The 21577-nt window shown below is 68.9% G+C and carries 23 protein-coding genes; 12 read left to right on the top strand and 11 right to left on the bottom strand.

Translation table 11 applies throughout. From position 1 onward, the window contains the following. Positions 1-50: 50 nt before the first annotated feature. Genes ID574_RS25540 through ID574_RS25520 form a run of 5 tightly spaced genes read right to left on the bottom strand, consistent with a single transcriptional unit; the run spans position 51 to position 5466 of the window. On the bottom strand, positions 51-1532 hold the full coding sequence (locus tag ID574_RS25540; RefSeq protein WP_188191509.1) for a sugar ABC transporter ATP-binding protein: 1482 nt from the start codon (positions 1530-1532) through the stop codon (positions 51-53). Continuing rightward, positions 1533-2558: a sugar ABC transporter substrate-binding protein gene (locus ID574_RS25535; protein WP_188191508.1), complete on the bottom strand. Its 1026-nt coding sequence runs from the start codon at positions 2556-2558 to the stop codon at positions 1533-1535. A 15-nt stretch (positions 2559-2573) separates the two neighbouring features. Next, positions 2574-3326 carry an SDR family NAD(P)-dependent oxidoreductase gene (locus ID574_RS25530; RefSeq protein ID WP_223167058.1) on the bottom strand — a complete coding sequence of 251 codons (753 nt, stop codon included), beginning with the start codon at positions 3324-3326 and terminating at the stop codon, positions 2574-2576. Further along, positions 3323-4624, bottom strand: coding sequence for an L-fuconate dehydratase (locus ID574_RS25525; protein WP_188191507.1), 1302 nt, complete (start codon positions 4622-4624; stop codon positions 3323-3325). The genes ID574_RS25530 and ID574_RS25525 overlap by 4 nt, the downstream gene beginning before the upstream one ends. After that, positions 4621-5466, bottom strand: coding sequence for a fumarylacetoacetate hydrolase family protein (locus ID574_RS25520; RefSeq protein WP_188191506.1), 846 nt, complete (start codon positions 5464-5466; stop codon positions 4621-4623). The genes ID574_RS25525 and ID574_RS25520 overlap by 4 nt, the downstream gene beginning before the upstream one ends. Before the next feature lie 340 nt (positions 5467-5806). On the opposite strand from ID574_RS25520, the gene ID574_RS25515 reads away from it, so the two are divergent. Then, on the top strand, positions 5807-6991 hold the full coding sequence (locus ID574_RS25515) for a cytochrome P450 (RefSeq protein ID WP_188191505.1): 1185 nt from the start codon (positions 5807-5809) through the stop codon (positions 6989-6991). 137 nt (positions 6992-7128) lie between these two features. Here the strand turns inward: ID574_RS25515 and ID574_RS25510 are convergent, their stop codons facing one another. The 4 genes from ID574_RS25510 to ID574_RS25495 all read right to left on the bottom strand — a co-directional run bounded on the left by ID574_RS25510 (position 7129) and on the right by ID574_RS25495 (position 10072). Then, positions 7129-7626, bottom strand: a complete 498-nt coding sequence (locus ID574_RS25510; protein ID WP_188191504.1) for a DUF559 domain-containing protein — start codon at positions 7624-7626, stop codon at positions 7129-7131. A gap of 570 nt (positions 7627-8196) precedes the next feature. Next, the gene (locus ID574_RS25505) at positions 8197-8607 is read right to left on the bottom strand and encodes a DUF2000 domain-containing protein (protein WP_188191503.1); all 411 of its coding nucleotides are present in this window, start codon (positions 8605-8607) and stop codon (positions 8197-8199) included. Between the two features lie 57 nt (positions 8608-8664). Next, positions 8665-9504, bottom strand: a complete 840-nt coding sequence (locus ID574_RS25500) for an SRPBCC family protein (protein WP_188191502.1) — start codon at positions 9502-9504, stop codon at positions 8665-8667. Continuing rightward, positions 9497-10072: an ArsR/SmtB family transcription factor gene (locus tag ID574_RS25495; RefSeq protein WP_188191501.1), complete on the bottom strand. Its 576-nt coding sequence runs from the start codon at positions 10070-10072 to the stop codon at positions 9497-9499. Before ID574_RS25495 ends, ID574_RS25500 begins: the two co-directional genes overlap by 8 nt. A 60-nt stretch (positions 10073-10132) precedes the next feature. On the opposite strand from ID574_RS25495, the gene ID574_RS62865 reads away from it, so the two are divergent. Together ID574_RS62865 and ID574_RS25485 are read left to right on the top strand one after the other, a co-directional pair. Then, complete coding sequence (locus tag ID574_RS62865) at positions 10133-11020, top strand: AraC family ligand binding domain-containing protein (protein ID WP_442939323.1); 888 nt, start codon at positions 10133-10135, stop codon at positions 11018-11020. A gap of 95 nt (positions 11021-11115) precedes the next feature. After that, positions 11116-11367, top strand: a complete 252-nt coding sequence (locus ID574_RS25485; RefSeq protein ID WP_188191500.1) for a hypothetical protein — start codon at positions 11116-11118, stop codon at positions 11365-11367. Positions 11368-11811: 444 nt separating this feature from the next. Here ID574_RS25485 and ID574_RS25480 read toward each other — a convergent pair whose 3' ends face one another. Beyond that, positions 11812-12840 (bottom strand): GDP-mannose 4,6-dehydratase, encoded by a 1029-nt coding sequence (locus ID574_RS25480; protein ID WP_188191499.1) that lies wholly within the window; start codon positions 12838-12840, stop codon positions 11812-11814. 232 nt (positions 12841-13072) lie between these two features. Here ID574_RS25480 and ID574_RS25475 point away from each other — a divergent pair, with 232 nt between their 5' ends. From ID574_RS25475 to ID574_RS25460, 4 genes are all read left to right on the top strand, one after another. Continuing rightward, entirely contained in the window at positions 13073-14320 is a 1248-nt protein-coding gene (locus ID574_RS25475; protein WP_188191498.1) for a glycosyltransferase family 4 protein, read from the top strand. Positions 14321-14326: 6 nt separating this feature from the next. Next, positions 14327-15037, top strand: a complete 711-nt coding sequence (locus tag ID574_RS25470) for a class I SAM-dependent methyltransferase (protein ID WP_188191497.1) — start codon at positions 14327-14329, stop codon at positions 15035-15037. Then, positions 15034-16083 carry a glycoside hydrolase family 15 protein gene (locus ID574_RS25465; protein ID WP_188191496.1) on the top strand — a complete coding sequence of 350 codons (1050 nt, stop codon included), beginning with the start codon at positions 15034-15036 and terminating at the stop codon, positions 16081-16083. The genes ID574_RS25470 and ID574_RS25465 overlap by 4 nt, the downstream gene beginning before the upstream one ends. Positions 16084-16220: 137 nt before the next feature. Beyond that, positions 16221-17237, top strand: a complete 1017-nt coding sequence (locus tag ID574_RS25460; RefSeq protein ID WP_223167057.1) for a DUF1702 family protein — start codon at positions 16221-16223, stop codon at positions 17235-17237. 31 nt (positions 17238-17268) lie between these two features. On the opposite strand, the gene ID574_RS25455 is transcribed toward ID574_RS25460, so the two are convergent. Then, the gene (locus tag ID574_RS25455; protein ID WP_188191908.1) at positions 17269-17898 is read right to left on the bottom strand and encodes a class I SAM-dependent methyltransferase; all 630 of its coding nucleotides are present in this window, start codon (positions 17896-17898) and stop codon (positions 17269-17271) included. 85 nt (positions 17899-17983) lie between these two features. On the opposite strand from ID574_RS25455, the gene ID574_RS25450 reads away from it, so the two are divergent. The 5 genes from ID574_RS25450 to ID574_RS25430 all read left to right on the top strand — a co-directional run bounded on the left by ID574_RS25450 (position 17984) and on the right by ID574_RS25430 (position 21563). Next, positions 17984-18436, top strand: a complete 453-nt coding sequence (locus tag ID574_RS25450) for a pyridoxamine 5'-phosphate oxidase family protein (RefSeq protein WP_188191494.1) — start codon at positions 17984-17986, stop codon at positions 18434-18436. After that, complete coding sequence (locus ID574_RS25445; RefSeq protein ID WP_138716482.1) at positions 18433-18624, top strand: ferredoxin; 192 nt, start codon at positions 18433-18435, stop codon at positions 18622-18624. The genes ID574_RS25450 and ID574_RS25445 overlap by 4 nt, the downstream gene beginning before the upstream one ends. Positions 18625-18666: 42 nt before the next feature. Further along, positions 18667-19755, top strand: a complete 1089-nt coding sequence (locus ID574_RS25440) for a Zn-dependent alcohol dehydrogenase (protein WP_188191493.1) — start codon at positions 18667-18669, stop codon at positions 19753-19755. An 86-nt stretch (positions 19756-19841) separates the two neighbouring features. After that, the gene (locus ID574_RS25435; RefSeq protein ID WP_188191492.1) at positions 19842-19994 is read left to right on the top strand and encodes a hypothetical protein; all 153 of its coding nucleotides are present in this window, start codon (positions 19842-19844) and stop codon (positions 19992-19994) included. 180 nt (positions 19995-20174) lie between these two features. Beyond that, positions 20175-21563: an alpha/beta fold hydrolase gene (locus tag ID574_RS25430; RefSeq protein ID WP_188191491.1), complete on the top strand. Its 1389-nt coding sequence runs from the start codon at positions 20175-20177 to the stop codon at positions 21561-21563. Positions 21564-21577 lie beyond the last annotated feature (14 nt).

Here is a 21577-nt window from a genome sequence, read left to right as displayed (position 1 = left end):
GTCACGGAACCTGGCCAGTCGTACTCGAGGAATCGGCGGTGACAAAGTGGTCAATCTTCTATGCCTTCCATCACGGCCACGAGCTCGTGGTCCGTCCAGCCACGCGGCATTTCCTTCACGATCCTGCCGTGGAACATCACCAGCACCCGGTCGCAGATCCGCAGGTCGTCCGGCTCGTCGGAGATCACCATGGCCCCGGCTCCCCGCCCGACCGCGTCCTCGACGGCGCCCAGCAGTGCCTGCTTGGCCTTGACGTCCACGCCGGCGGTCGGGTTGATCACCACCAGCACCGTCGGGTCGTCCACGAGCGCCCGGGCGAACACCACCTTCTGGGCGTTCCCTCCGGACAGGTCGCCGACCGGCTGATCGGGCCCTTCGGTCTTGATGTCCAGAGTCTTGATCATCTCTTCGGCCTTGGCCCGGCGGCGCGCCGGGAACACGAGGCCGTACCGGCCCAGCTTCCGGGCGATCGGGAACGTGGCGTTCTCTCCCACGGACAGCAACGGGATGAAGCCCTCGTGGTGCCGGTCCTCGGGCACGAACCCCAGCCCCGCCTTCATGGCCGACGGCACGTCGCCCGGCCGGACCCGCGTGCCGTTGACCGTGACCGTGCCCGAGTCGGCCTTGCGCAGCCCGACCAGCGTCTCGGCCAGCCCGACCTTGCCACTGCTCGCGGAGCCGGCGAGGCCGACAACCTCGCCCGATTTAACCGAAATATCGATATCTGTGTAGCGGCCATCGAGTGAGAGGTTCTCAGCCGACAGCACCACTTTGTCGCCCGGTGTCCGGGAGCGGGACTCGTACGCGGCCGTGGCCTCGCCGGTCATCGCGGCCACCAGCTCGTCGTGCGGCAGGTCGGCCACCGGCCTGGTCATGATGTGCCGGGCGTCGCGGAAGACCGTGACGCTCTGGCAGATCTCGTAGACCTCGTCCAGGTGGTGAGAGATGTACATCATCGTGACGCCCTGCTCGCGCAGCGACCGCATGCGGGCGAACAGCCGCTCGATGGCCGGCCCGTCCAGCCTCGCGGTCGGCTCGTCGAGGATGATGAACCGGGCGCCGAACGACAGCGCGCGGGCGATCTCCACGAGCTGGCGCTGCTCGACGCTCAGGTCACCGGCCAGCGCCTGGGCGTCGACGTCCACCTCGTACGTGTCCAGCAGCTCACGCGCCCTGGCCCGCAGCGCGGACCACTTGATCGGCCCGGCGCCGTCGGTCTGGCGATTGAGGAAGAGGTTCTCCGCGACCGTCAGCGACGGGATGATCGTGGACTTCTGGTAGACGCACGCGACGCGCTGCCGCCAGGCGTCGCGGTCGGCGAGGGCGGGCGCCGCCTCTCCGGAGAACAGCACCTCGCCCTCGTCAGGCCGCTGGAGCCCGGTGAGGATCGACACCAGGGTGGACTTCCCCGCGCCGTTCCGGCCGACGAGCGCGTGCGTCTCGCCCTCGGCGATCGCGATCTTCGCGCCGTCGAGCGCGACGGTCGGGCCGAAGCGCTTGACGACGTTTCGGGCTTCAACGTGAATGTTCATCTACTTGACCTGGTTACCCCAGAGGCTCTTGTCGTCCACGTTGTCCTTCGTGACCAGCGGCGCGGGGAGCTGGTCCTCCAGCCCGTTGGGGAGCTGGATGATGGTGCTGTCGTGGTCCGTCGGGCCCGGCTTGAACGTCTTGCCCTCCAGCGCCGCCTTGGCGTAGTAGAGGGCGTACTTGGCGTACAGGTCGGCCGGCTGCGACACCGTGGCGTCGATCTCGCCCTTGCGGATCGCCTCGTACTCCTGCGGGATGCCGTCGTTGGAGACCACGAAGATGTGCTTGGGGTCGGTCGACGGGACGAGCACGCCCTTCTGCTTGAGCGTCTGCAGCGTCGGCGCCAGGTGGACACCGCCCGCGTGCATGTAGATGCCCTTGATGTCAGGGTTTTGCTCCAGGCGGGTCTGCAGCATGGACGCGGCCTTGCTGCCCTCCCACTCGGTCGGCTCGCTGAAGACCGTGATGCCGGGGAACTTGGTCTTCATGCACTCCAGGAACGCCTCCGACCTGTCGCGGCCGTTGATCGAGCTGAGCGCGCCCTGGAGCTGCACGACCTTGCCCTTGCCGCCGAGCTTCTCGCCGAGGAACTCGCACGCCTTGGTGCCGTACGCGCGGTTGTCGGCGCGGACGACCATGTAGACCTTGCCCTTGTCCGGCCGGGTGTCGACGGTCACGACGGGGATCTTCTTGTTCTCGAGCTGCTGCAGCGAGTTGGCGATGGCGCCGGTGTCCTGCGGGGCCATGACGATCGCCTTGGCTCCCTGGCCGACCAGCGCCTGCACGTTGTTGACCAGCTTCGACACGTCGTTCTGCGAGTTCGTGGCGGGCATGAGGTCCACCTTGAGCTCGCTCGCCATCTGCGGGACGTACTTGATGTAGGAGTTCCAGAAGTCGGAGTCGGCTCGGGGGTGATCGATGCCGATCTTCCCGCCGCCGCTTCCTCCTCCAGCCGTCGTCGTTCCCGAGCCACATGCGGTGACGACCGCCACCAGGGCCGCGCTCGCGACCACCCGTCCGAACTTCATGGGGGGTTACCTTCCTTAGTTGATTGGCCGGATCCGGAGCCCCTGCATGCCGCCGTCGACCGCGAGTGCGGTCCCGGTGGTCGCACCGGCCTCGGGGCTGGCGAGGTAGGCGATCGCCGCGGCGACCTCCTCCGCGCTGACCAGGCGGCCCATTGGCTGCCTGGCGTTGAGGGCGGCCCGCTCCGCCTCCGGGTCCGGAGACTCGTCGAGCAACCTGGCGACCCACGGGGTGTCGGCGGTGCCCGGGTTGACGCAGTTGACCCGGATGCCCTCGCGAATGTGATCCGCGGCCATCGCCAGCGTCAGCGACAGCACCGCGCCCTTCGTCGCGCTGTAGAGCGCGCGGTCGGGCAGGCCGGCCGTGGCCGCGATCGAGCAGGTGTTGACGATCGCGGCGTGCTGGGACCTCCGCAGGTACGGCAGCGCGGCCCGCGCCACCCGGACCATGCCCAGCACGTTGACGTCGAACACCTTGTGCCACTCGGAGTCCGGGTTGTCCTCGATGGTCCCCTGGGCTCCGATGCCCGCGTTGTTGATGAGCACGTCGATGCCGCCGCCCAGCCGTTCGGCGGCCTCGGCCACCGCGGCCCGCACGCCGGCGTCGTCGGTGACGTCCACCTTGATCCCGATGAACGGCTCGCCCGGCGGGGCGAGGTCCAGACAGGCGACCTTCATGCCGCGCTCGGCGAGCAGGGTGGCCGCGGCCAGGCCGATGCCCGAGCCGCCGCCGGTCACCACCGCTTTGAGGATCGGATTCTGCGGGCTCACGCGTCCCTCCAGACCGCACCGTGGGGGAAGGTGTGGGCGGAGATCGACTCAGGGTGCATCTCCGCGCTGAAGCCGGGCGCGGTCGGGGCGACGTACCGGCCGTCGCGGACGACGACCGGGTCGACGAAGTGCTCGTGCAGGTGGTCGACGTATTCGATCACCCGCCCCTCCATCGTCCCGGTGACCGCCACGTAGTCGAACATCGACAGGTGCTGCACGAGCTCGCACAGCCCCACGCCGCCCGCGTGCGGGCACACCGGGATTCCGAACTTGGCCGCGAGCAGCAGGATCGCCAAGTTCTCGTTGACCCCGCCGACCCGGGCGGCGTCGATCTGCAGGTAGGAGATGGCGTTCGCCTGCAGCAACTGCTTGAACACGATGCGGTTCTGTACGTGCTCGCCGGTGGCCACCGGGATCGGGTCGATGCCCCGGGCGATGGCGGCGTGCCCGAGCACGTCGTCCGGGCTGGTGGGCTCCTCGACCCAATAAGGGTTGAACTCACGCAACGCGTTGATCCACTCGATGCCCGAGCCGACGTCCCAGCGCTGGTTGGCGTCGATCGCGATCGGGTAGTCGGGGCCGCAGACCTCCCTCGCCACCCGGAAGCGGCGCCGATCGTCGTCGAGGTCGGCGCCGACCTTGAGCTTGATCTGCCCGAACCCCTGGTCGAGGGCCTCCTTGCAGAGCCGCCGCAACTTCTCGTCGTCGTAACCGAGCCAGCCAGGTGAGGTGGTGTACGCGGGATAGCCCGTCTCGAGCAGCCGCGCGATCCGCTCCTCCTTCCCCGGCGCCGCGTTGCGCAGGATCTCCAGGGCGTCTTCCCTGGTCAGCGCGTCGCTCAGGTAGCGGAAGTCGATGAGATCGACGATCTCCTCCGGGGACATCTCGGACAGCAGCCGCCACACCGGCTTGCCCGCCCGCTTGGCCTTGAGATCCCACAGGGCGTTGACCACGGCGGAGATCGCCATGTGCATGACGCCCTTCTCCGGCCCCAGCCACCGCAGCGGCGAGTCGTTGACCATGCTCTTGTACAGAGCGCCGAGGTCTTCGACGTCCTTGCCCACCACGTACGACTCGAGCGCGTGGATGGCGGTCGTCTGGACGTCGTTGCCGCGCCCGATCGTGAACGCGAACCCGTGCCCCTCGAACCCGTCGTCGGTCTTCAGGACGACGTAGGCCGCGGAGTAGTCGGGATCGGGATTCATCGCGTCGGAGCCGTCGAGCTCGCGCGACGTCGGAAACCGCACGTCGTGCGTCTCCATCCCGACGATCTTGTACGTGCCTGCTGCCCCGGTCATGCCTGCCCCACCGTCTGCCGCTGCCGCCCCAGCCCTTCGATCTCCAGCTCCATCACGTCACCGGACCGCAGGTACGGCTGCCCCGGCATCCCCAGCGCCACGCCGGCGGGCGTGCCCGTGTTGATCACGTCGCCCGGCTCCAGCACCATGAACTGGCTGAGATACCGCACGATCTCCAGCACATCGAAGATCATGTTCTTGGTGTCGCCGTCCTGGCGTTGCTCGCCATTCACCCACAGGCGCAGCGGCAGGTTCTGCGGGTCGCCCACCTCGTCCGCGGTCACCAGCCAGGGGCCGAGCGGGTTGAACGTCTCGCACGACTTACCCTTGTCCCACTGCCCACCGCGCTCGAGCTGGAACTCGCGCTCGGAGACGTCGTTGGAGATCGCGTAACCGGCGATCACCTCCTGCGCCTCCTCCCTTCCGCCCAGATAGCGGGCCTCCCGGCCGATGACGACGGCCAGCTCGACCTCCCAGTCGGTCTTCACGCTGCCCCGCGGGACGAGCACCTCGTCGTACGGGCCTATCACGGTGTTGGGGGCCTTCATGAACACGACGGGCTCGGCCGGCACCTCCGCGCCGGACTCGGCGGCGTGGTCGCTGTAGTTCAGGCCGATGCAGACGATCTTTCCCGGACGCGCGATGGGGGCGCCGATGCGCAGCCCCTCGGCGTCGACAACCGGCAGGTCACCGCGCTCGAGCGCCTCACGGACGCGCGCCACTCCCCCGGAGGCGAGGAAAGCCCCGTCGATCTCGGGCTCACCGATGTCGCGCAGGTTACCGGCGTCGTCCAGCACCACCGGCCGTTCCTGTCCGACAGGTCCTACTCGCAGCAGCTTCACACCGCATCCTTCACATATACATCGGATGTCTCGTTCCATGATGCTCTTGCGATCGAATGGCGCGTGTCAAGGGTGAGGAGAACGAAACATCCGATCCGTGACCTGGACATACCCCCCAAAAGGGAGAACCAGAGCATGTGAAGCGGGTTTACCGCCCTGACAGCCGGTTTCACATCCTGGAAATGGGGCAGGCGGAAAGACATCGGAGGTCGAACAGGCCTGTCGAGCACCTGCGAAGTACCCGTGAAGTGTCCATCGGGCTCCTTGACGGTCGTACAGGGACGTAATAGAACACGTTTCAGTACGCTCTAACCAAGCGCTTGATCAAGAGGTGAATCGGGTGCACATCGACCTCGTCGACAGGGACCGCTACGCCACCGCCGGACCACCGCACGACCAGTTCGCCTGGCTGCGCGCGAACTCCCCCGTTCACTGGCACGAGGGCGAGCCCGGATTCTGGGCCGTCACCCGCTACGACGACGTCGTGCACGTCTCCCGCCACTCCGACCTGTTCTCCTCGCATCGGAAGCTCGCCCTGTTCGAGGAGCTGGGGGACGACCAGATCGCGATGCAACGGCTCATGATGCTCAACCAGGACCCGCCCGAGCACACGCGCCGCCGCTCCCTCGTCAACCGGGGCTTCACCCCGCGCACGATCGGCGCACTCGAACAACACATCCGCGACATCTGCGATGACCTCCTCGACAAGTGCTCGGGCGAGATCGACTTCGTCACCGAGGTCGCCGCGCCCCTGCCCCTCTACGTGATCTGCGAACTGCTCGGCGCGCCCGTGTCCGACCGCGACAAGGTGTTCGCCTGGTCCAACCGCATGATCGGCGCCCAGGACCCCGACTACGCCTCCAGCCCCGAGGAGGGCTCCGGCGCGGCCATGGAGGTCTACGCCTACGCCAACCAGCTGGCCGCACAGCGCAGGGCCAACCCACAGAACGACATCGTCACCAAGCTCCTCCAGCCCGACGAGAACGGCGAAACCCTCGACGAGAACGAATTCGACCTCTTCGTGCTCCTCCTGGTGGTCGCCGGCAACGAGACCACGCGCAACGCGGCCTCCGGCGGCATGCTCGCCCTCTTCGAGCACCCCGACCAGTGGGACCGCCTCGTGGCCGACCCCACGCTCGCCACGACCGCCGCCGACGAGATCGTCCGCTGGGTCTCCCCGGTCAACCTGTTCCGCCGCACGTCCACGACGGATCAGGTGCTCGGCGGGCAACCGATCAAGGCCGACGACAAGGTCGTCGTCTTCTACGGCTCCGCCAACCGCGACACCTCCGTCTTCCCCGACGCCGAGGTCTTCGACATCGGACGCCACCCGAACCCGCACATCGGCTTCGGCGGTGGCGGCGCCCACTTCTGCCTGGGCAACCACCTCGCCAAGCTGGAACTCCGCGTCCTCTTCGAACAACTGGCCCGCCGCCACCCCCGCCTCCGCCAGTCCGGCCCGGCCCGCCGCCTCCGCTCGAACTTCATCAACGGCATCAAGGAACTCCCAGTCACCATCGGCTGATCCCTGACCACCCGAGCCCTGCACCCTCTGATCCTGACCACACGAGCCCTGCACCGTCTGATCCTGACCACCCGAGCCCTCACCGGCTGACCCTGACCACAGCCACGGTTGTGATGTCGGCTGCGAGGCCCGGGCGGTTAGGCAAGGTCGTGATGGTGGCGGCGGGTTCGGGGGGCTGGTGTGTAGTGGGAGCCGCGGCGGGCGGCGCGGATGCGGCGCAGGATGCGGGTCATGCCGTCCGGCCCGGGTTGCCAGCCCCGCTCGATCAAGGCGTCGGCCACGTGGTGGAGGAGATCGGCGATCTGGCCGGGGATGACGTCTCTGCGGACGGCGATCACCCGCCAGCCCCGCCGCCGTAGCTCGTCCCGGCGATCCGTGTCGCGTAGCTGGTCGATCGCCGAGGTGTGGTGCTGCTGGCCGTCGTATTCGACCGCGACGTTGAACTCCTCCCAGCCCAGATCGAGCCGTGCGTAGCGGTCGCCGCCCAGGTCGACCCGGATCTGGGTGGTGGGTCTGGGGAGGCCGCCCTCCACGAGGATGACCCTGAGCCAGCTCTCCCTGGGAGAGGCGGCTCCTGGGTCGGCCAGGCTGAGGGTGTCGCGGACGCGCCAGGTGTTGAGGGCGCGGTGCCACAACGCATCAGATCGACTCCCCGCCTGGCGAACTGGTCGAGGATCGCCACGCCCTCCATGCGGGGCAACCAGCGGGCGCAGTCGAGAGCCGTGCGTTCCATGGTGGTGATGCGGACGCCCGCGTGCTCAGTGACGTCATCGTCCGGCAGCGGCACCACATGCGTGACGCAACCGGGGACTGCCAGGTGGGTGGGGGCGGTCAGTTCGACGGGCCAGTCGTCGCCGGGGGACGACGTGACATCGAGGCCCCAGATGTACGCGGCCGTCTGGCGGCATGCGACGGCCCGAGGGACGGCGCGGGTGATGTGCCTGACACGGTCGGCGAAGGACTTGTTCATGGCGCCAAGGGTGCCGGGATGCGACGCTGCGCCGAGAGGCCGAACGGGATTCTGTGGAAAAGGTTCGGGGAAGGCAATCGAGAAGCTCAGATGAGGGTGTGGGGTTCCCTTAAGTACAGGTCCTGGCGGGCCAGCTCAAGGTGCAGGTCCTGCAGGCCAGCTCAAAGATGCGCGCCCTGGGCCGCCTCAGGGCCAAGTCCAGCGGGCCGGCTCAAAGATGCGTACCTGGGGCGGCTCAAGGGTGCAGGGCGAGGCCCTTCAGGATCTTGTCCACGCCGTTCCTGGGCCCATAGACCGCCAGCCCCACCAGTGCCAGCTCATCCGCTCCCACCGCCCGCACGACCGCCCGATTGTCCGCATCGTGCCCGGTCTTGAACATCTCCTCGACGTACACGGCCACCGCCATCCCCCGGCCCACCGCCTTCTCCCGAACGGCCCGCAAGTCCTCCAGACCGCCCACGTAAACCACCACGGGCTGCCGGAACATCGCCAGGTACGCGTTACCCGACCCGTCCTCGTACGGCTCCCCGACGGTCTCCGGGGCGCCGCCCGCCACCGCGCCGGCCAGGAAGGCGGTGACGTTGAGGCGCTGCCACGCGGCCAGATCCGCACGGACCACAATTCCGATCTTGGTGTCGAATCGCATGACGGCAAGTCTTCACGTCCGCCCCCGGCCGGGTCTTGAACGCTGGTGCGGTCCGCGCTAGGCCATTATGACCGGCCGCCAACCGGGCACCTCGTGGTAGCGCCGCAGCTCAGCCACTCCAGCCAGGATGCCGCCCCACGCCGCGTACGGCGGCCGCTCCCCGTCGAACCCGCTCTGCACCAGCGTCAGCCGCGTCTTCCCGCCGGACCCCTCCAGCTCCCACGTCCCGACACCGGTGCCGCCGCCCCAGCCCAGCGAGAACCTACGGCCGGGGTCCAGCTCCAGCACCTTCGCCGGGTTCGGGTCGTTGGCCAGACCGCCCATCGCGAACCGCCCACCCACGTACGGCTCGATCTCGATCGGGAAGCCGAACCACCGCGTCACCTTCTCCGAATCGATCAACGAGTCGAACACGTCGGAGGGCGAGGCGTCGATCGTGACCTCGGCCCGCATCTCCGCCGAGGTGTAGTCGGCCCTGGGCGTGAGCTCGCGCCCCTCGAAGTGCTCGGCCAGGTTCGCCAGGGCCTGGCACCAGTACGTCTGCAGCACGCCCCGGATGCTCTTGCCCGTGATGACGTCCTGGAAGTCCCAGTGCGTCTGGGACACCGTCACGACGGTGACGTCCGCGCTCTCCTCCTCTAGCGTGAACTCGGTGGTGGTCTCCTCTCCGTCGAGCAGCCACGAGAACCGCACCGTACGCTCGTCGGCGTGCACCAGCCGCTGGTGCGGCGCGTCGCCTTCGGGCGTGGTGCGCCCCCAGAACCCGAACCGGCCGGGCAACTCCACCTCTGCGTGCTCGGCCAGCCAGATCCGCATCACGGCCGGATCGGTGAGCGCCTGCCGCACTTCCTTGAGCGGCCCCTGGACGCGGGCACGCAGGGTCATGGGCTCAGTCATGGTCTTCTCCCTGTGATGGCTCGATCTTGGGGTAGCAGACGAGGGCGAGCTTGAAGGCGTCGCCCTCGGCCCCGCCGTAACGCGTGAACAGCTCCTGCAGCGTGGTCCGCAGCTCGGTCAGGAACTCCTGGCGATCCTCCGGTCGTACGCGGATCTCGCCCGACAGGCCGATGGACGGCAGCTCGGGCGCGGACCTGTCGAGCGCCGCGATGTCGGCCTGGACCTCCTCCACGAGGTCGAGCAGATAGCCGAGGCTGAGCTCGTCACGTGCCTTGCGCAGCCCGCCGATCCGGCCGACGAGGCGCGGCGACAACCAGTACGAGCGCGCGCCGGCCCGGTAGATCCCCTCCGAGATCCCGCGCACCTTGCGCTCGGACACCAGCTCCACCAGCCCGGCCTCGACCAGGCGCTTGACGTGGTAGTAGACCCGTTGCGGCGTCTGCCCGAGCCGCTCGGCGACCTCCGAGCACGTACGCGGCTCGGCCAGCTGCCGCAGCACCTCCACGCGCTGCGGCTTGAGCAGCGCCTCGGCCTGCTCGATCTCTTCGAGGTACAGGACATCTCTCATCGCAAAAACTATCCTTTACGTAAAAATCTGACTTGTCAATGACTGCGGGACAATGAGGGGATGCCGCATGACTGGTCCCGATACTGGCGGTCGCCCGACCGGCCGCTGGAGGCCATGCACGCCCACTTCGAGCGGCACGTGTACCACCGCCACAGCCACGAGACCTACTCCTTCGGCGTGACGGAGACCGGCGCGCAGTCGTTCACCTGCCGGGGCGCGGCCCACACGAGCGCGGCTGGCATGGTCATGGCCTTCAACCCGGACGACGCCCACGACGGCCACGCCGCGAACACCCTCGGCTTCACGTACAGGATGCTCCACATAGGCCCTGAGCTCGTCTCGGCGGCCCTCTCGGACGTGACGGGCCATCGTACGGGCCTGCCGCTCTTCACGGCCCCCGTGGTGCGCGACGCGCCCTTGGCGACCGCCCTGCGCGCTCTCCACGCGGCCCTCCTCGACGACGGCGCGACGGCCCTGCGCCGCGACGAGCTCCTCACGGCCACGATCTCCCGCATCGTCCACCGCGCCGCGTCGAGGCGGCTCCCCGGCCCGGCCAGACCCGGCAGGTCGGCGACGATCGCCAGACAAGCCAGGCAGCTCCTCGACGACCGCATGACCGAAGATCTCACCATCGAGGACCTGGCGAGGGCCACAGGCGCCAGCCGCTACGCCGTCTACCGCGCCTTCCAAGCGGAGTACGGCCTCCCGCCCAGCGACTACCAGCGCCAGCTGCGCCTGAGAAGAGCCCGGACCCTCATAGCCGCCGGAACCGCGCTCAGAGGCGGCGGCGCAGACGGGCTTCGCCGACCAGAGCCACCTCACCCGCTGGTTCACCCGCTGTTTCGGCCTCACCCCGGGCGCCTACCGCCAAGCCGCGGACAGCGTGTCACCCCACGCATGGACGACGGCATCTCCACCCAGGCGATAGGTCGGCGCCCGCAGCCGTGAGGGCTTCCAGGCTCCGCTCTTCGAGCATCTGCGGATAGGAGACACCCGGCCTTGAACACAGGCCGCCCCATGAGGCGACTTCCTCATGGGGCGGAATGGCGCTGAAAGAAGTATCCAGCTGCCTAATAGTCAACCTCCTATTGCTGCTGTTGTTGCTGTTGCTGCTGCTGTTGCTGCTGCTGTTGTTGCTGCTGCTGTTGTTGCTGCTGTTGTTGCTGCTGCTGTTGTTGCTGCTGTTGCTGCTGCTGTTGCTGCTGCTGTTGCTGTTGCTGCTGCTGCTGCTGCTGTTGCTGCTGCTGCTGTTGCTGCTTCCGAAGGTTGTGACCCCAGGGCTGCGGATGATCTAGATTTCGGCACCTCTGAGGATTCGGGTGGAATTTGCACGGATGTGCAGCGGACTCTGCGACCTGAATCGTCGGAGTGGCAGCGGCGGCTTGCGCCGGCATCGTCGCCGGGGCGACGAGGGCAGCGGCCACCAATGCGCCCCCCGCAAGGGCTTCCTTGAACATGGAGATACTCCGTACCGCGATGAGATTCGCCCCTTGGGCCAGAACGGCCGGGGCAGACGGTTGAATCGGTCTCCCGGGATGCCGATCGATCTGTGACCCTCTAGGTCACTCAACTCGCCACGTTAGTAACAGCAAACGGGTGAGGTCACCCATTGGCAAGCAAAGGGTGGCGTTTGATGGGTTTCACCTGCGCGCCTATTGTTTGCCGTATCTTTCGCTCGACGAATGCATGAGGATCCCGGCTTCCATGCGAAATACGGTGCGGTTCTCGAGGAAAGGCGTTTATGGCCAGGAGCTGTCCTGATCGGGGTCGCCGCCGTCGGTGAGGAGTCGCAGGTCGGACTCGACCATCATCGCGACGAGCTCGTCGAACGACACCCGCGGCTCCCACCCCAGCTGCACCCGCGCCTTCTTGGGATCGGCGCACAGCAGATCGACCTCCGCCGGCCGGTGCAGGGTCTGGTCGGTCACCACGTACTGCTCCCAGTCCAGCCCCGCCGCGGTGAAGGCCGCCTCCACCAGCTCCCGCACCGACTTCATCCGCCCGGTGCCGATCACGTAGTCCTCGGGGGTGCCGGTCTGGAGCATGAGGTGCATGGCCTTCACGTAGTCGCCGGCGAACCCCCAGTCCCGCCTGGCCTCCAGGTTGCCCAGCCGCAGCTCCGCAGCCAGCCCGAGCTTGATCCTGGCCACCCCGAGCGACACCTTCCTGGTGACGAACTCGGCGCCCCGGCGCGGCGACTCGTGGTTGAACAGGATCCCGGACACGGCGAACATGCCGTACGACTCGCGGTAGTTCTGGGTGAGGAAGTGCCCGTAGGCCTTGGCGACGCCGTACGGGGAGCGCGGGTGGAAGGCGGTGCGCTCGTTCTGCGGGGTCTCGCTGACCTGGCCGAACATCTCGGATGACGAAGCCTGATAAAAGCGGATCTGTCCGGAGGCACCCGAACCCCCGCCCCGCGACACGCCCGAGCACACCCGGATGGCCTCCAGCATGCGCAGCACGCCCATCCCGGTCACCTCGGCCGTGAGCTCGGCCTGCTCCCACGACATGGGGACGAACGAGATCGCGCCCAGGTTGTACACCTCGTCCGGCTGAACCCGTTCCACAGCCGAGATCAGCGAGCCCTGGTCCAGCAGATCACCCCGCACCACCCGCACGTCGGCGAGCAGCTTGCGCATCCGGGACACGCGCGGATTCGCCTGCCCCCGGGCCAGCCCCCAGACCTCATACCCCTGCTCGAGCAGGTGCTCCGCCAGGTAGGAACCGTCCTGGCCGGTGATGCCGGTGATCAGAGCGCGCCTGGCCAAGGGGTCCTCCCACTATCGCGAACCGCATCCCTTTGGGACGGGAATGTACAGCTATGTGCCCGGAATGAGCACCAAGCGACCTAGAACGTGTTCCACCGAACCACGCTCGGTCACAGCAACGTCGCAGTTCGCACGGCCTGCCAGCCCGAATGTGAACAATTCCAGCCGACCTACCGAATGGTAGCCTTCTCGGGCTAAGGTCAACATTTACGATCTCACTCGGTGGAGAGGGGTGTCCGTGCGGGAGCGAACGCTGCGGATCGCGCTGCTGTCCTACCGCAGCAAGCCCACCTGTGGCGGCCAGGGCGTGTACCTCCGCCACCTGAGCCGCGAGCTGGTCGCGCTCGGGCACCACGTCGAGGTGTTCTCCGGCCAGCCCTACCCCGAGCTGGACGAGGGCGTCATCCTGCGCGAGGTGCCCAGCCTGGACCTCTACCGCGACGAGGACCCGTTCAGAACCCCCAAGCTGGACGAATACCGAGACTGGATCGACTGGCTCGAGGTCGGCACGATGTGGACGGCCGGGTTCCCCGAGCCGCTGACGTTCACGCTGCGCGCCTACCGCGAGCTGAAGAAGCGGGTCGGCGACTTCGACGTCGTCCAGGACAACCAGACCCTCGGGTACGGCCTGCTCGGGATCAAGAAGTTGTTCCCCGTGGTCGGCACCATCCACCACCCGATCAGCGTGGACCGGCGCATCGAGCTGGAGGCCGCCGTCGGCGCGAAGAAGCTGACCATGCGCCGCTGGTACGGGTTCGTGAAGATGCAGGCGCGCGTCGCGCCCCGGCTCAGCCCGATCCTGACCGTCAGCGAGTCGTCACTGGCCGACATCCACCGCGACTTCAACGTCCCGCAGGCCAACATGCGGCTGATCCCGCTCGGCGTGGACACCCGCTACTTCCACCCGCGCCCCGGCAAGCCCAGGCGCAAGGGCTCGATCGTGGCGGTGGCCAGCGCGGACTCGCCCATGAAGGGCGTCGCGACCCTGCTGCGCGCCGTGGCCAAGGTGGCCACCGAGCGCGACGTACATCTCACCGTCGTCAGCAAACCCACTCCCGGCGGCCCCACCGAGCAGCTCGTGCAGGAGTTGTCGCTGCAGGACCGCGTACGTTTCGTGCACGGCATCTCCGACGAGGAGCTGGGCGAGCTGATCGCCACCTCGGAGATCTCGGTGGTGCCCTCGCTGTACGAGGGGTTCTCGCTGCCCGCCGTCGAGCACATGGCCTGCGGCACGCCCCTGGTGGCCAGCCGGACGGGCGCCCTGCCCGAGGTCGTCGGCGACGCGGCCGTCCAGGTGCCGCCGGGCGACGCCGAGGAGCTGGCCGCGGTGCTGCGCCGCCTGCACGACTCCCCCGAGGAGCGTGAGCGCGTGGGCAAGGCGGGATACGACCGTGTGATGGAGCGCTTCACCTGGCACGTCGTGGCCAAGCGGACCGTCGAGGCCTACCACGAGGCCATCGAGACCCACAAGAGGAGATAGCGACCAGTGCTGACCGTGGACTTCGCCCGGCTTCCCGTCGGCCCCGGCGTGCGCGTGCTGGACCTGGGCTGCGGCGCCGGCAGGCACGCCTTCGAGGTGCTGCGCCGCGGGGCGGACGTGATCGCGTTCGACATGGACCAGTCGGAGCTGGACGGCGTGGCGGCCATGTTCGCGGCGATGGACAAGGCGGGCGAGGTGCCGCCCGGCGCGACCGGCCAGACCGTCCAGGGCACGGCGCTCGACATGCCGTTCGAGGACGGCAGCTTCGACCGGGTCATCGCGGCCGAGGTGCTCGAGCACATCCCCGACGACATGACGGCCATGCGCGAGATCTTCCGGGTGCTCAAGCCCGGCGGGACGGCCGCGGTCACCGTGCCGAGCTTCCTGCCCGAGCGGATCTGCTGGGCGCTGGACGAGGCCTACCACACCGCGCCCGGCGGGCACGTGCGGATCTACACGCTGGCCGAGTTGTCGGCCAAGCTGAAGTCCACCGGTTTCGAGATCGGCCCGCACCACCACGCCCACGGGCTGCACTCGCCGTACTGGTGGATCAAGTGCGCGGTCGGGGTGAACAACGACGACCACCCGCTCGCGAAGGCGTACCACGAGCTGCTGGTCTGGGACATCATGAAGCGCCCCGCCGCCACCAGGATCGCCGAGACCGTGCTCAACCCGATCATCGGCAAGAGCGTGGTCCTCTACGTCAGGAAGCCATGATCTCGCCCGCGGAGGTCGTGCGGACGGCCGAGAGCATCGCGGCGATACAGCAGGAGGACGGCGGCGTCCCGTGGCCCGAGGGGCACGTGGACGCATGGAACCACATCGAGTGCCTGATGGCGATGTCCGTGGCGGGCCTGGCGGAGCCGGTGCGTCGCGGGTACGCGTGGCTGGCCCGCCACCAGCGCGCCGACGGCTCCTGGCCGATGAAGCTGGTCGACGGCGTGCCCACCGAGCTGGGCGGCGAGACCAACCACGCCGCCTACGTCGCCGTCGGCGTCTGGCATCACCACCTCGTCACCGGCGACCGGGCCTTCACCGAGGAGAGCTGGCCCATGGTCAAGGCCGCGCTCGACTACGTGGCGGGGCTCCAGACCGAGCGGGGCGAGATCGTCTGGGAGCGTGACGCCCGGGGCAGGGCCTCGACGTACGCGCTGCTCACCGGCTGCTCCTCGATCCACCAGGGGCTGCGCTGCGGCGTGCTGCTGGCCGAGCACCTGCGCGACCCGCAGCCGCACTGGGAACTGGCCGCGGACCGGCTGGCGCACGTGCTGTCGGCGCATCCCGAGGCGTTCGCCGACAAGAGCCGCTTCTCGATGGACTGGTACTACCCGGTGCTCGGCGGCGCGGTACGCGGGCGGCAGGCGTTCGAGCTGCTGGAGCGGGAGTGGGCCACGTTCGTGGTGCCCGGGCTCGGCATCCGGTGCGTGTCCGACCAGCCGTGGGTGACCGGGGCCGAGACGTGCGAGCTGGTCTTGGCCCTGGACGCGCTGGGGGACCGGGAGCGGGCCGCCGCGCTCTTCGCCGACGTGCAGCACCTGCGGCACGAGGACGGCTCGTACTGGACGGGGTGGCAGTTCGCCAACCGCAAGCACTTCCCGCACGAGCGCTCCGGCTACACGGCCGCGGCGGCGGTGCTGGCGGCGGACGCGCTGCTGGAGTTGTCCCCCGGGTCGGGGCTGTTCCGCGACGTCGCCGGGACGTCGGTGTACGACCCCGACGTGTGCGGCTGCACGTCGCCGGTCCTGCCGCCGCAAGTGCACTAGAGCCCGTGGCCCGGGCCGATCAGACGCCGCAAGGGCTTTTGCGGATTCTTTGCCGGGGAAATCGGGTGTGCCGCCACGGAAAGGCGCAACGCGCTCACTAGCTTCTGAGTGACGTACGAGGCGTCTTCGGGGGAAGCGTGGGCGACACGGGCACGACAACGTTCTTGGACCGGGCCGGGACCTGGCCGACACTGACCCCGGCAAAGGGGCTGCGGAGGATCCTCGCCAAGGATCCGCTGGAGTCCGATCTGGGCCGGCGAAGGTTCCGGCTCAGGAATGGAGTCTCTCGGACAGCCTTCGCGAAGGCCGAAAAATCCTACGTTTTCGGCTTCAACGCGGTGATTTCTAGAGAAGTAGAGAAGGTCGAGGAGATCCCGGCCGAGCAGCGGCCCTTCGGCTACGAGGGGGCCGCCGCGGCCTGTACCATGCTCGACCTGCTCACACTGACCCGGGGCCGGCGCCTTCACGAGCTACTCACCGGCCCCGCCCAGCATCACCGGCACGCCGCCTACCTCGGCGCCGGCCGCGGGTATGCCCTGCTGCGCCTGCGTCCCGTACGCGGGGCGCGGCGGGCCCACCCGCTGCTGCGGTGGCTCGCGGTGGACGGGTTCGGATTCCAGTGGAGCCTGGCCAGGGCCGATCGGATGGTCGGCGAGCGGACCATGCCCGACCTGCTCACCAGGGCCCACTGCGCGGTGTTCGACCAGGGGCTGGGGCGGCTGCTCTGGTACCACGACTGCGCCTGTCCCGACGACGTGGCCGCCAGGATCGCCGGCTTCCCCGCCGGGCGGCGGGCCGACCTGTGGAGCGGGGTCGGGTTCGCGGCCACGTACACCGGCGGCGCCGAGACCGACGAGCTGTGGTGGCTGACCGAGCACGCGGGGGCCGACGGGTTCCGCGCCCATCTGGCGCAGGGGTGCGCGTTCGCGGTGGCCGCGCGGCTGCGGTCGGGGACGCTGCCGGATCACGCGGCCCAGGCCGTGCCGATCCTGGCCGGGGCCGACCCGGAGGAGGCGGCGTCCTGGACCGACCGGGCGCTCATCGAGCTCGGGCACGAGGCGCGTACGCACGAGGACTTCCGCAGCTGGCAGGCCCAGATCCGGCACGCCTGGACCCGCAACCACCGCGTCCAGGGCGGCACCTCATGGCCTTGACCTCGTGAAATCGTCGCGGGCTCGGCATCGGTCAGATGCCCGGGCCGACGCGCTCCAGCACGCGGACCGACCCCTCCGCCGACACCTCGCTGAACGCCCCGGACTCCAGCGCCCGCAGGTAGACCCGGTACGGCGCCTGCCCACCGTCCGCGGGATCGGGATAGACGTCGTGGAAGACCAGCGCCCCGCCCGGCATCACGTGCGGCGCCCAGCCCTCGTAGTCGCGGGTGACGGGCTCGTCGGAGTGGCCGCCGTCGATGAAGAGCATGCCGAGCGGCGTGTTCCAGAGCGCGGCCACCCGTTCCGACCTGCCGACGACGGCGATCACCTCATCCTCCAGCCCGGCGGCGGCGATCGTGGCCCTGAAGGTCGGCAGCGAGTCCATCTTCCCGAACCGGATGTCCATCAGCGTCGGGTCGTGGTGGGCCCACCCGGGCTGGATCTCCTCCGACCCCCGGTGGTGGTCCACGGTGACGACCACGGATCCGGCCTGCCTCGCGGCCGCCCCGAGATAGATCGCGGACTTGCCGCAGTAGGTGCCGATCTCGCAGATGGGCCCGAGTTTGCCGTACTCACAGGCCGCCGCGAAAAGGGCCAGCCCCTCGTTGGCCGGCATGAATCCCTTGGCGTGCTTCGCTGCGAAGAGCAGCTCTGACGGCATCGTCATGGAAGTGCACCCTAGCCGAACCGAACAACATTCCGGCGAACTCTTGCAGGCCCGTTCTGGAACCTGTTCTACTTGGCACGTGAATCAGCGCGCTCGTATCGCGATGTCGGACGACGACGTGGCCGCCTTCCTGGAGAGCTCACGCAAGCTGCAGCTGGCCACCATCAACCCGGACGGCACGCCGCACCTGGTGACGATGTTCTACGGGCTCGAGGAGGGGCGGATCGCCTTCTGGACCTACGGCAAGGCGCAGAAGGCCCGCAACCTGGCCCGCGACCCCCGGGTGAGCTGCCTGGTCGAGGCCGGCGACGACTACGACGAATTGCGCGGCGTCCTGGTGTACGGCAAGGCCGAGCAGGTGACCGACCGGGACCGCGTCATGGCCATCGGCATGACGGTCGCCCGCCGGATGACCCCGGACGTGCCGGACGATCTGCTGCGGCCGTACGTGGAGCAGACCGGGCGCAAGCGGGTTGCGTACGTCGTCGAGCGCAGCAAAGTGGTCTCATGGGACCACAGGAGGCTGAGATGAAAGTCAAGGTGGACGAGCTGGTCTGCGAGGCCAACGCGGTCTGCATGGGGCTCGCGCCCGAGGTGTTCGAGGTCGACGACGACGACCAGCTGCACATCCTTCTTCCAGAACCACCCCCCGAGCTTCAGGACCGCGTCCGCCACGCGGTGAGGTCCTGTCCCAAAGCCGCTCTCTCCATCGAGGAATAGCCCCTCGAGGACCAAGCCTTCGAGCCGGAGGAGGAACCCCCCATGCGCGCCGCAATCCTGCACGCCGTAGGCAACGACAAGCTCGACATCCGCGACGACGTCACGCTGGCCCCGGTGGGTCCGGCCGACGTACGTGTGCGGATCAAGGCCACAGGCGTCTGCCACTCGGACCTGTCGGCCATGTCCGGCGTGCTGCCGCAGCCCGTGCCGCTCATCCCCGGCCATGAGGGGTCGGGCGAGGTGGTCGAGGTGGGCGAGCACGTCACCTCCGTCAAGCCGGGCGACCACGTGGTCATCAACTGGCGGCCGTCCTGCCAGGAGTGCGACCTGTGCCTGGGCGGCCAGCCGTACCTGTGCATGAAGTACGTGATCGAGGGCTTCACCAAGGGCAACTTCCGGTTCGGGGGCGACGGGGCGACGGCTTTCGGGATGGCGGGCTGCGGCACGTGGGCCGAGGAGATCGTCGTGCCCTGGCAGGGCGCGATCAAGATCGACCCGGAGGTGCCGTGGGAGGCGGCGGCCCTGATCGGCTGCGGCATCACGACCGGCGTGGGCGCCGCCCTCAACACCGCGAAGGTGCGCCCCGGCTCGACGGTCGCCGTGATCGGCTGCGGCGGCGTGGGCCTGTCGGTCATCCAGGGCGCCCGCGTCGCCGGCGCCAGGATGATTTTGGCGGTGGACCCGCTGGAGTCCAAGCACGAGCTGGCCAAGAAGGTCGGTGCGACGCACGCGGTCACGCCCGAGGGGGTGCCGGAGGCGCTCAGCGAGCTCACCGGCGGCACCGGCTTCGACTACGGCTTCGAGGTGGTCGGCAAGTCGGCCACCATACAGAGCGCCTGGCAGATCACGCGGCAGGGCGGCGACGTCATCGTGGTCGGCGCGGGCGCGATGGACGACATGGTGTCGATCTCGGCGTTCAGCCTGCTCTTCGAGGGCAAGAACCTGCTGTCCAGCCTGTACGGCGAGGCGGACGTGCGCCACGACTTCCCGTACTTCGCCAAGCTCTACAAGGCCGGCAAACTGGACCTCGAATCGATGATCAGCGCCCGCATCCGCCTCGGCGACCTGAACGACGCCGTCGCGGCCCTGCGCACCGGCGAGGTTCTGCGCCAGATCGTCCTCATGGACTGATCAAGCACCGGCGGGGGAACCGGACACCGCAGCCTCCGACCACGACCCCGCACGAACCGCTCAACGACCCGAGCAGGACCGCACCGGTGCCCGTCTGGGCCACCCTGGACAAGTGGGACACCTGGGAGCGCAGGAAGCAAGCGGACAAGCGGCTCGACTGGTACAAGTGGCGCGCATACTGGCAGCTCAAGGCCGAACTCGAGGCTGAACTCAGGCAACAGGCCCCCCAGGGCCTCTGAATTGGAGGCGTGGCGGCCCAGAACCCGCCGCGGATCAACGGCGAGGCGCCGGACGGCACGACTCCGGCGTCCCTCCCCTCTCGATAGGAGCCTGCTCCTAGGTCGAGATCCTCCTTCCGCATCAGGAAATCGGCACACCCCGCAGGGATGCTGAAACGAGATGCGAATGGAGGACCCAGCATGAAACGCACGACAGTCGCTCTGGCGACGGTCGGGCTGCTGGCGACCGCCACACCCGCCGTCGCCTCCACGAGCGCGATCGACTGGCGGCCCTGCGGCCCGCCGCACAGCATGGAATGCGGCACCATCGACGTCCCGGCCGGCCTCACACTCGATCTGGCCCGCCTCCCCGCCACCGGCGCCCGCAAGGGCACGGTGCTCTACGCCCCCGGCGGCCCCGGCAAGGACGGCATCCAGCAGCTCCGCGACTCCGCCGAGACCCTGGCCGCCCTGCGACGCCACTTCGACGTCGTCGCCTTCGACACGCGCCAGACGCTCGTCATCAGGGACCTGGCCGGATCATGCGCGACGGCTCTCCCGCTGCTGGCCGAACCGCGCGACCGCGAGGAGTTCGACCGGCAGGCGGCCCGTCAGCGGGCGGCTTTCGAGAAGTGCGCCGCAGAGGACGCCACCGGCTTGTTCCGCCACGCGGACGCGGACGCGGTGGCCGGGGACATGGACGCGATCCGCGCCGCCCTGGGCGAACGCCGGATCACCGTCATCTCCGAGTCGTACGGCGGCATCACGGCGGCTGCCTACGCCCGCCGGTTCCCGCAGCGGATCCGCGCCATGCACCTCGACGGCACCCCCGACCACACCACCGCGGAGCTCGACTACGCCGTCGCCGCCGGTGAGCGGATGCTCGGCAGGTTCGCCGCCTGGTGCGCGGAAGACCGGTCCTGCGCTCTCCACGGGCAGGACGTCCACAAGGTCTGGCGGGGTCTGATCCGTCGCGTCGACCGCGATCCCGTTCCCGTCTCCTCGCCGCGGTTCGGCAGCGGCCACCTGACCGGCATGCACCTGCAGACCATCGGATACGGCATGGCCGTCAACACGCGGGGCGACCAGTGGAAGCCGTTCGCCGACGCGATCGCCGAGGCCATGCGCGGCGACTTCGCGTTCTTCGGCGAGCAGGTGCTGGGGCTCTCCTACCACGGGACCCAGCCGCGCGCCGTGGCGCCTTGGTGCGGCGACGGCTTCGGCATCACGTCCTATGACCAGTACGCCAAGCTCCGGCGTGACCTGGACAGACAGCTGCCGGACCTCGGCCGGAACGGTTTGTGGGCGGCACTGATGTGCTCCGGGTGGCCGTACCGCCCGGCGAACCCGCCCGGCCCGCTGCCGGTCACGCGGCTGCCGCGCCTGCTGGGCACCGGCACGTGGAGCGACTTCGACATGACCGACCGGCTCGTGCGGAAGGTGCCCGGCTCGGTCACGATCCGGTACGAGGGCTTCGGCCACGTCCTCTACGTCTCCGGAACGAGCCGCTGCGTGGCAGACCACGTGGTGCGCTACGTCGAGACCCTCGACCTCCCGCCTCAGGGCACGGTGTGCCGCCCGGGCGAATGACCGCCCAGACGGCG

It is taken from the genome of Nonomuraea sp. SYSU D8015 (assembly GCF_008065375.1).
Taxonomy (GTDB): domain Bacteria; phylum Actinomycetota; class Actinomycetes; order Streptosporangiales; family Streptosporangiaceae; genus Nonomuraea.
The sequence above is the reverse complement of the archived record's forward strand: the minus strand, read 5'-3'. Positions and strand labels throughout refer to the sequence as shown.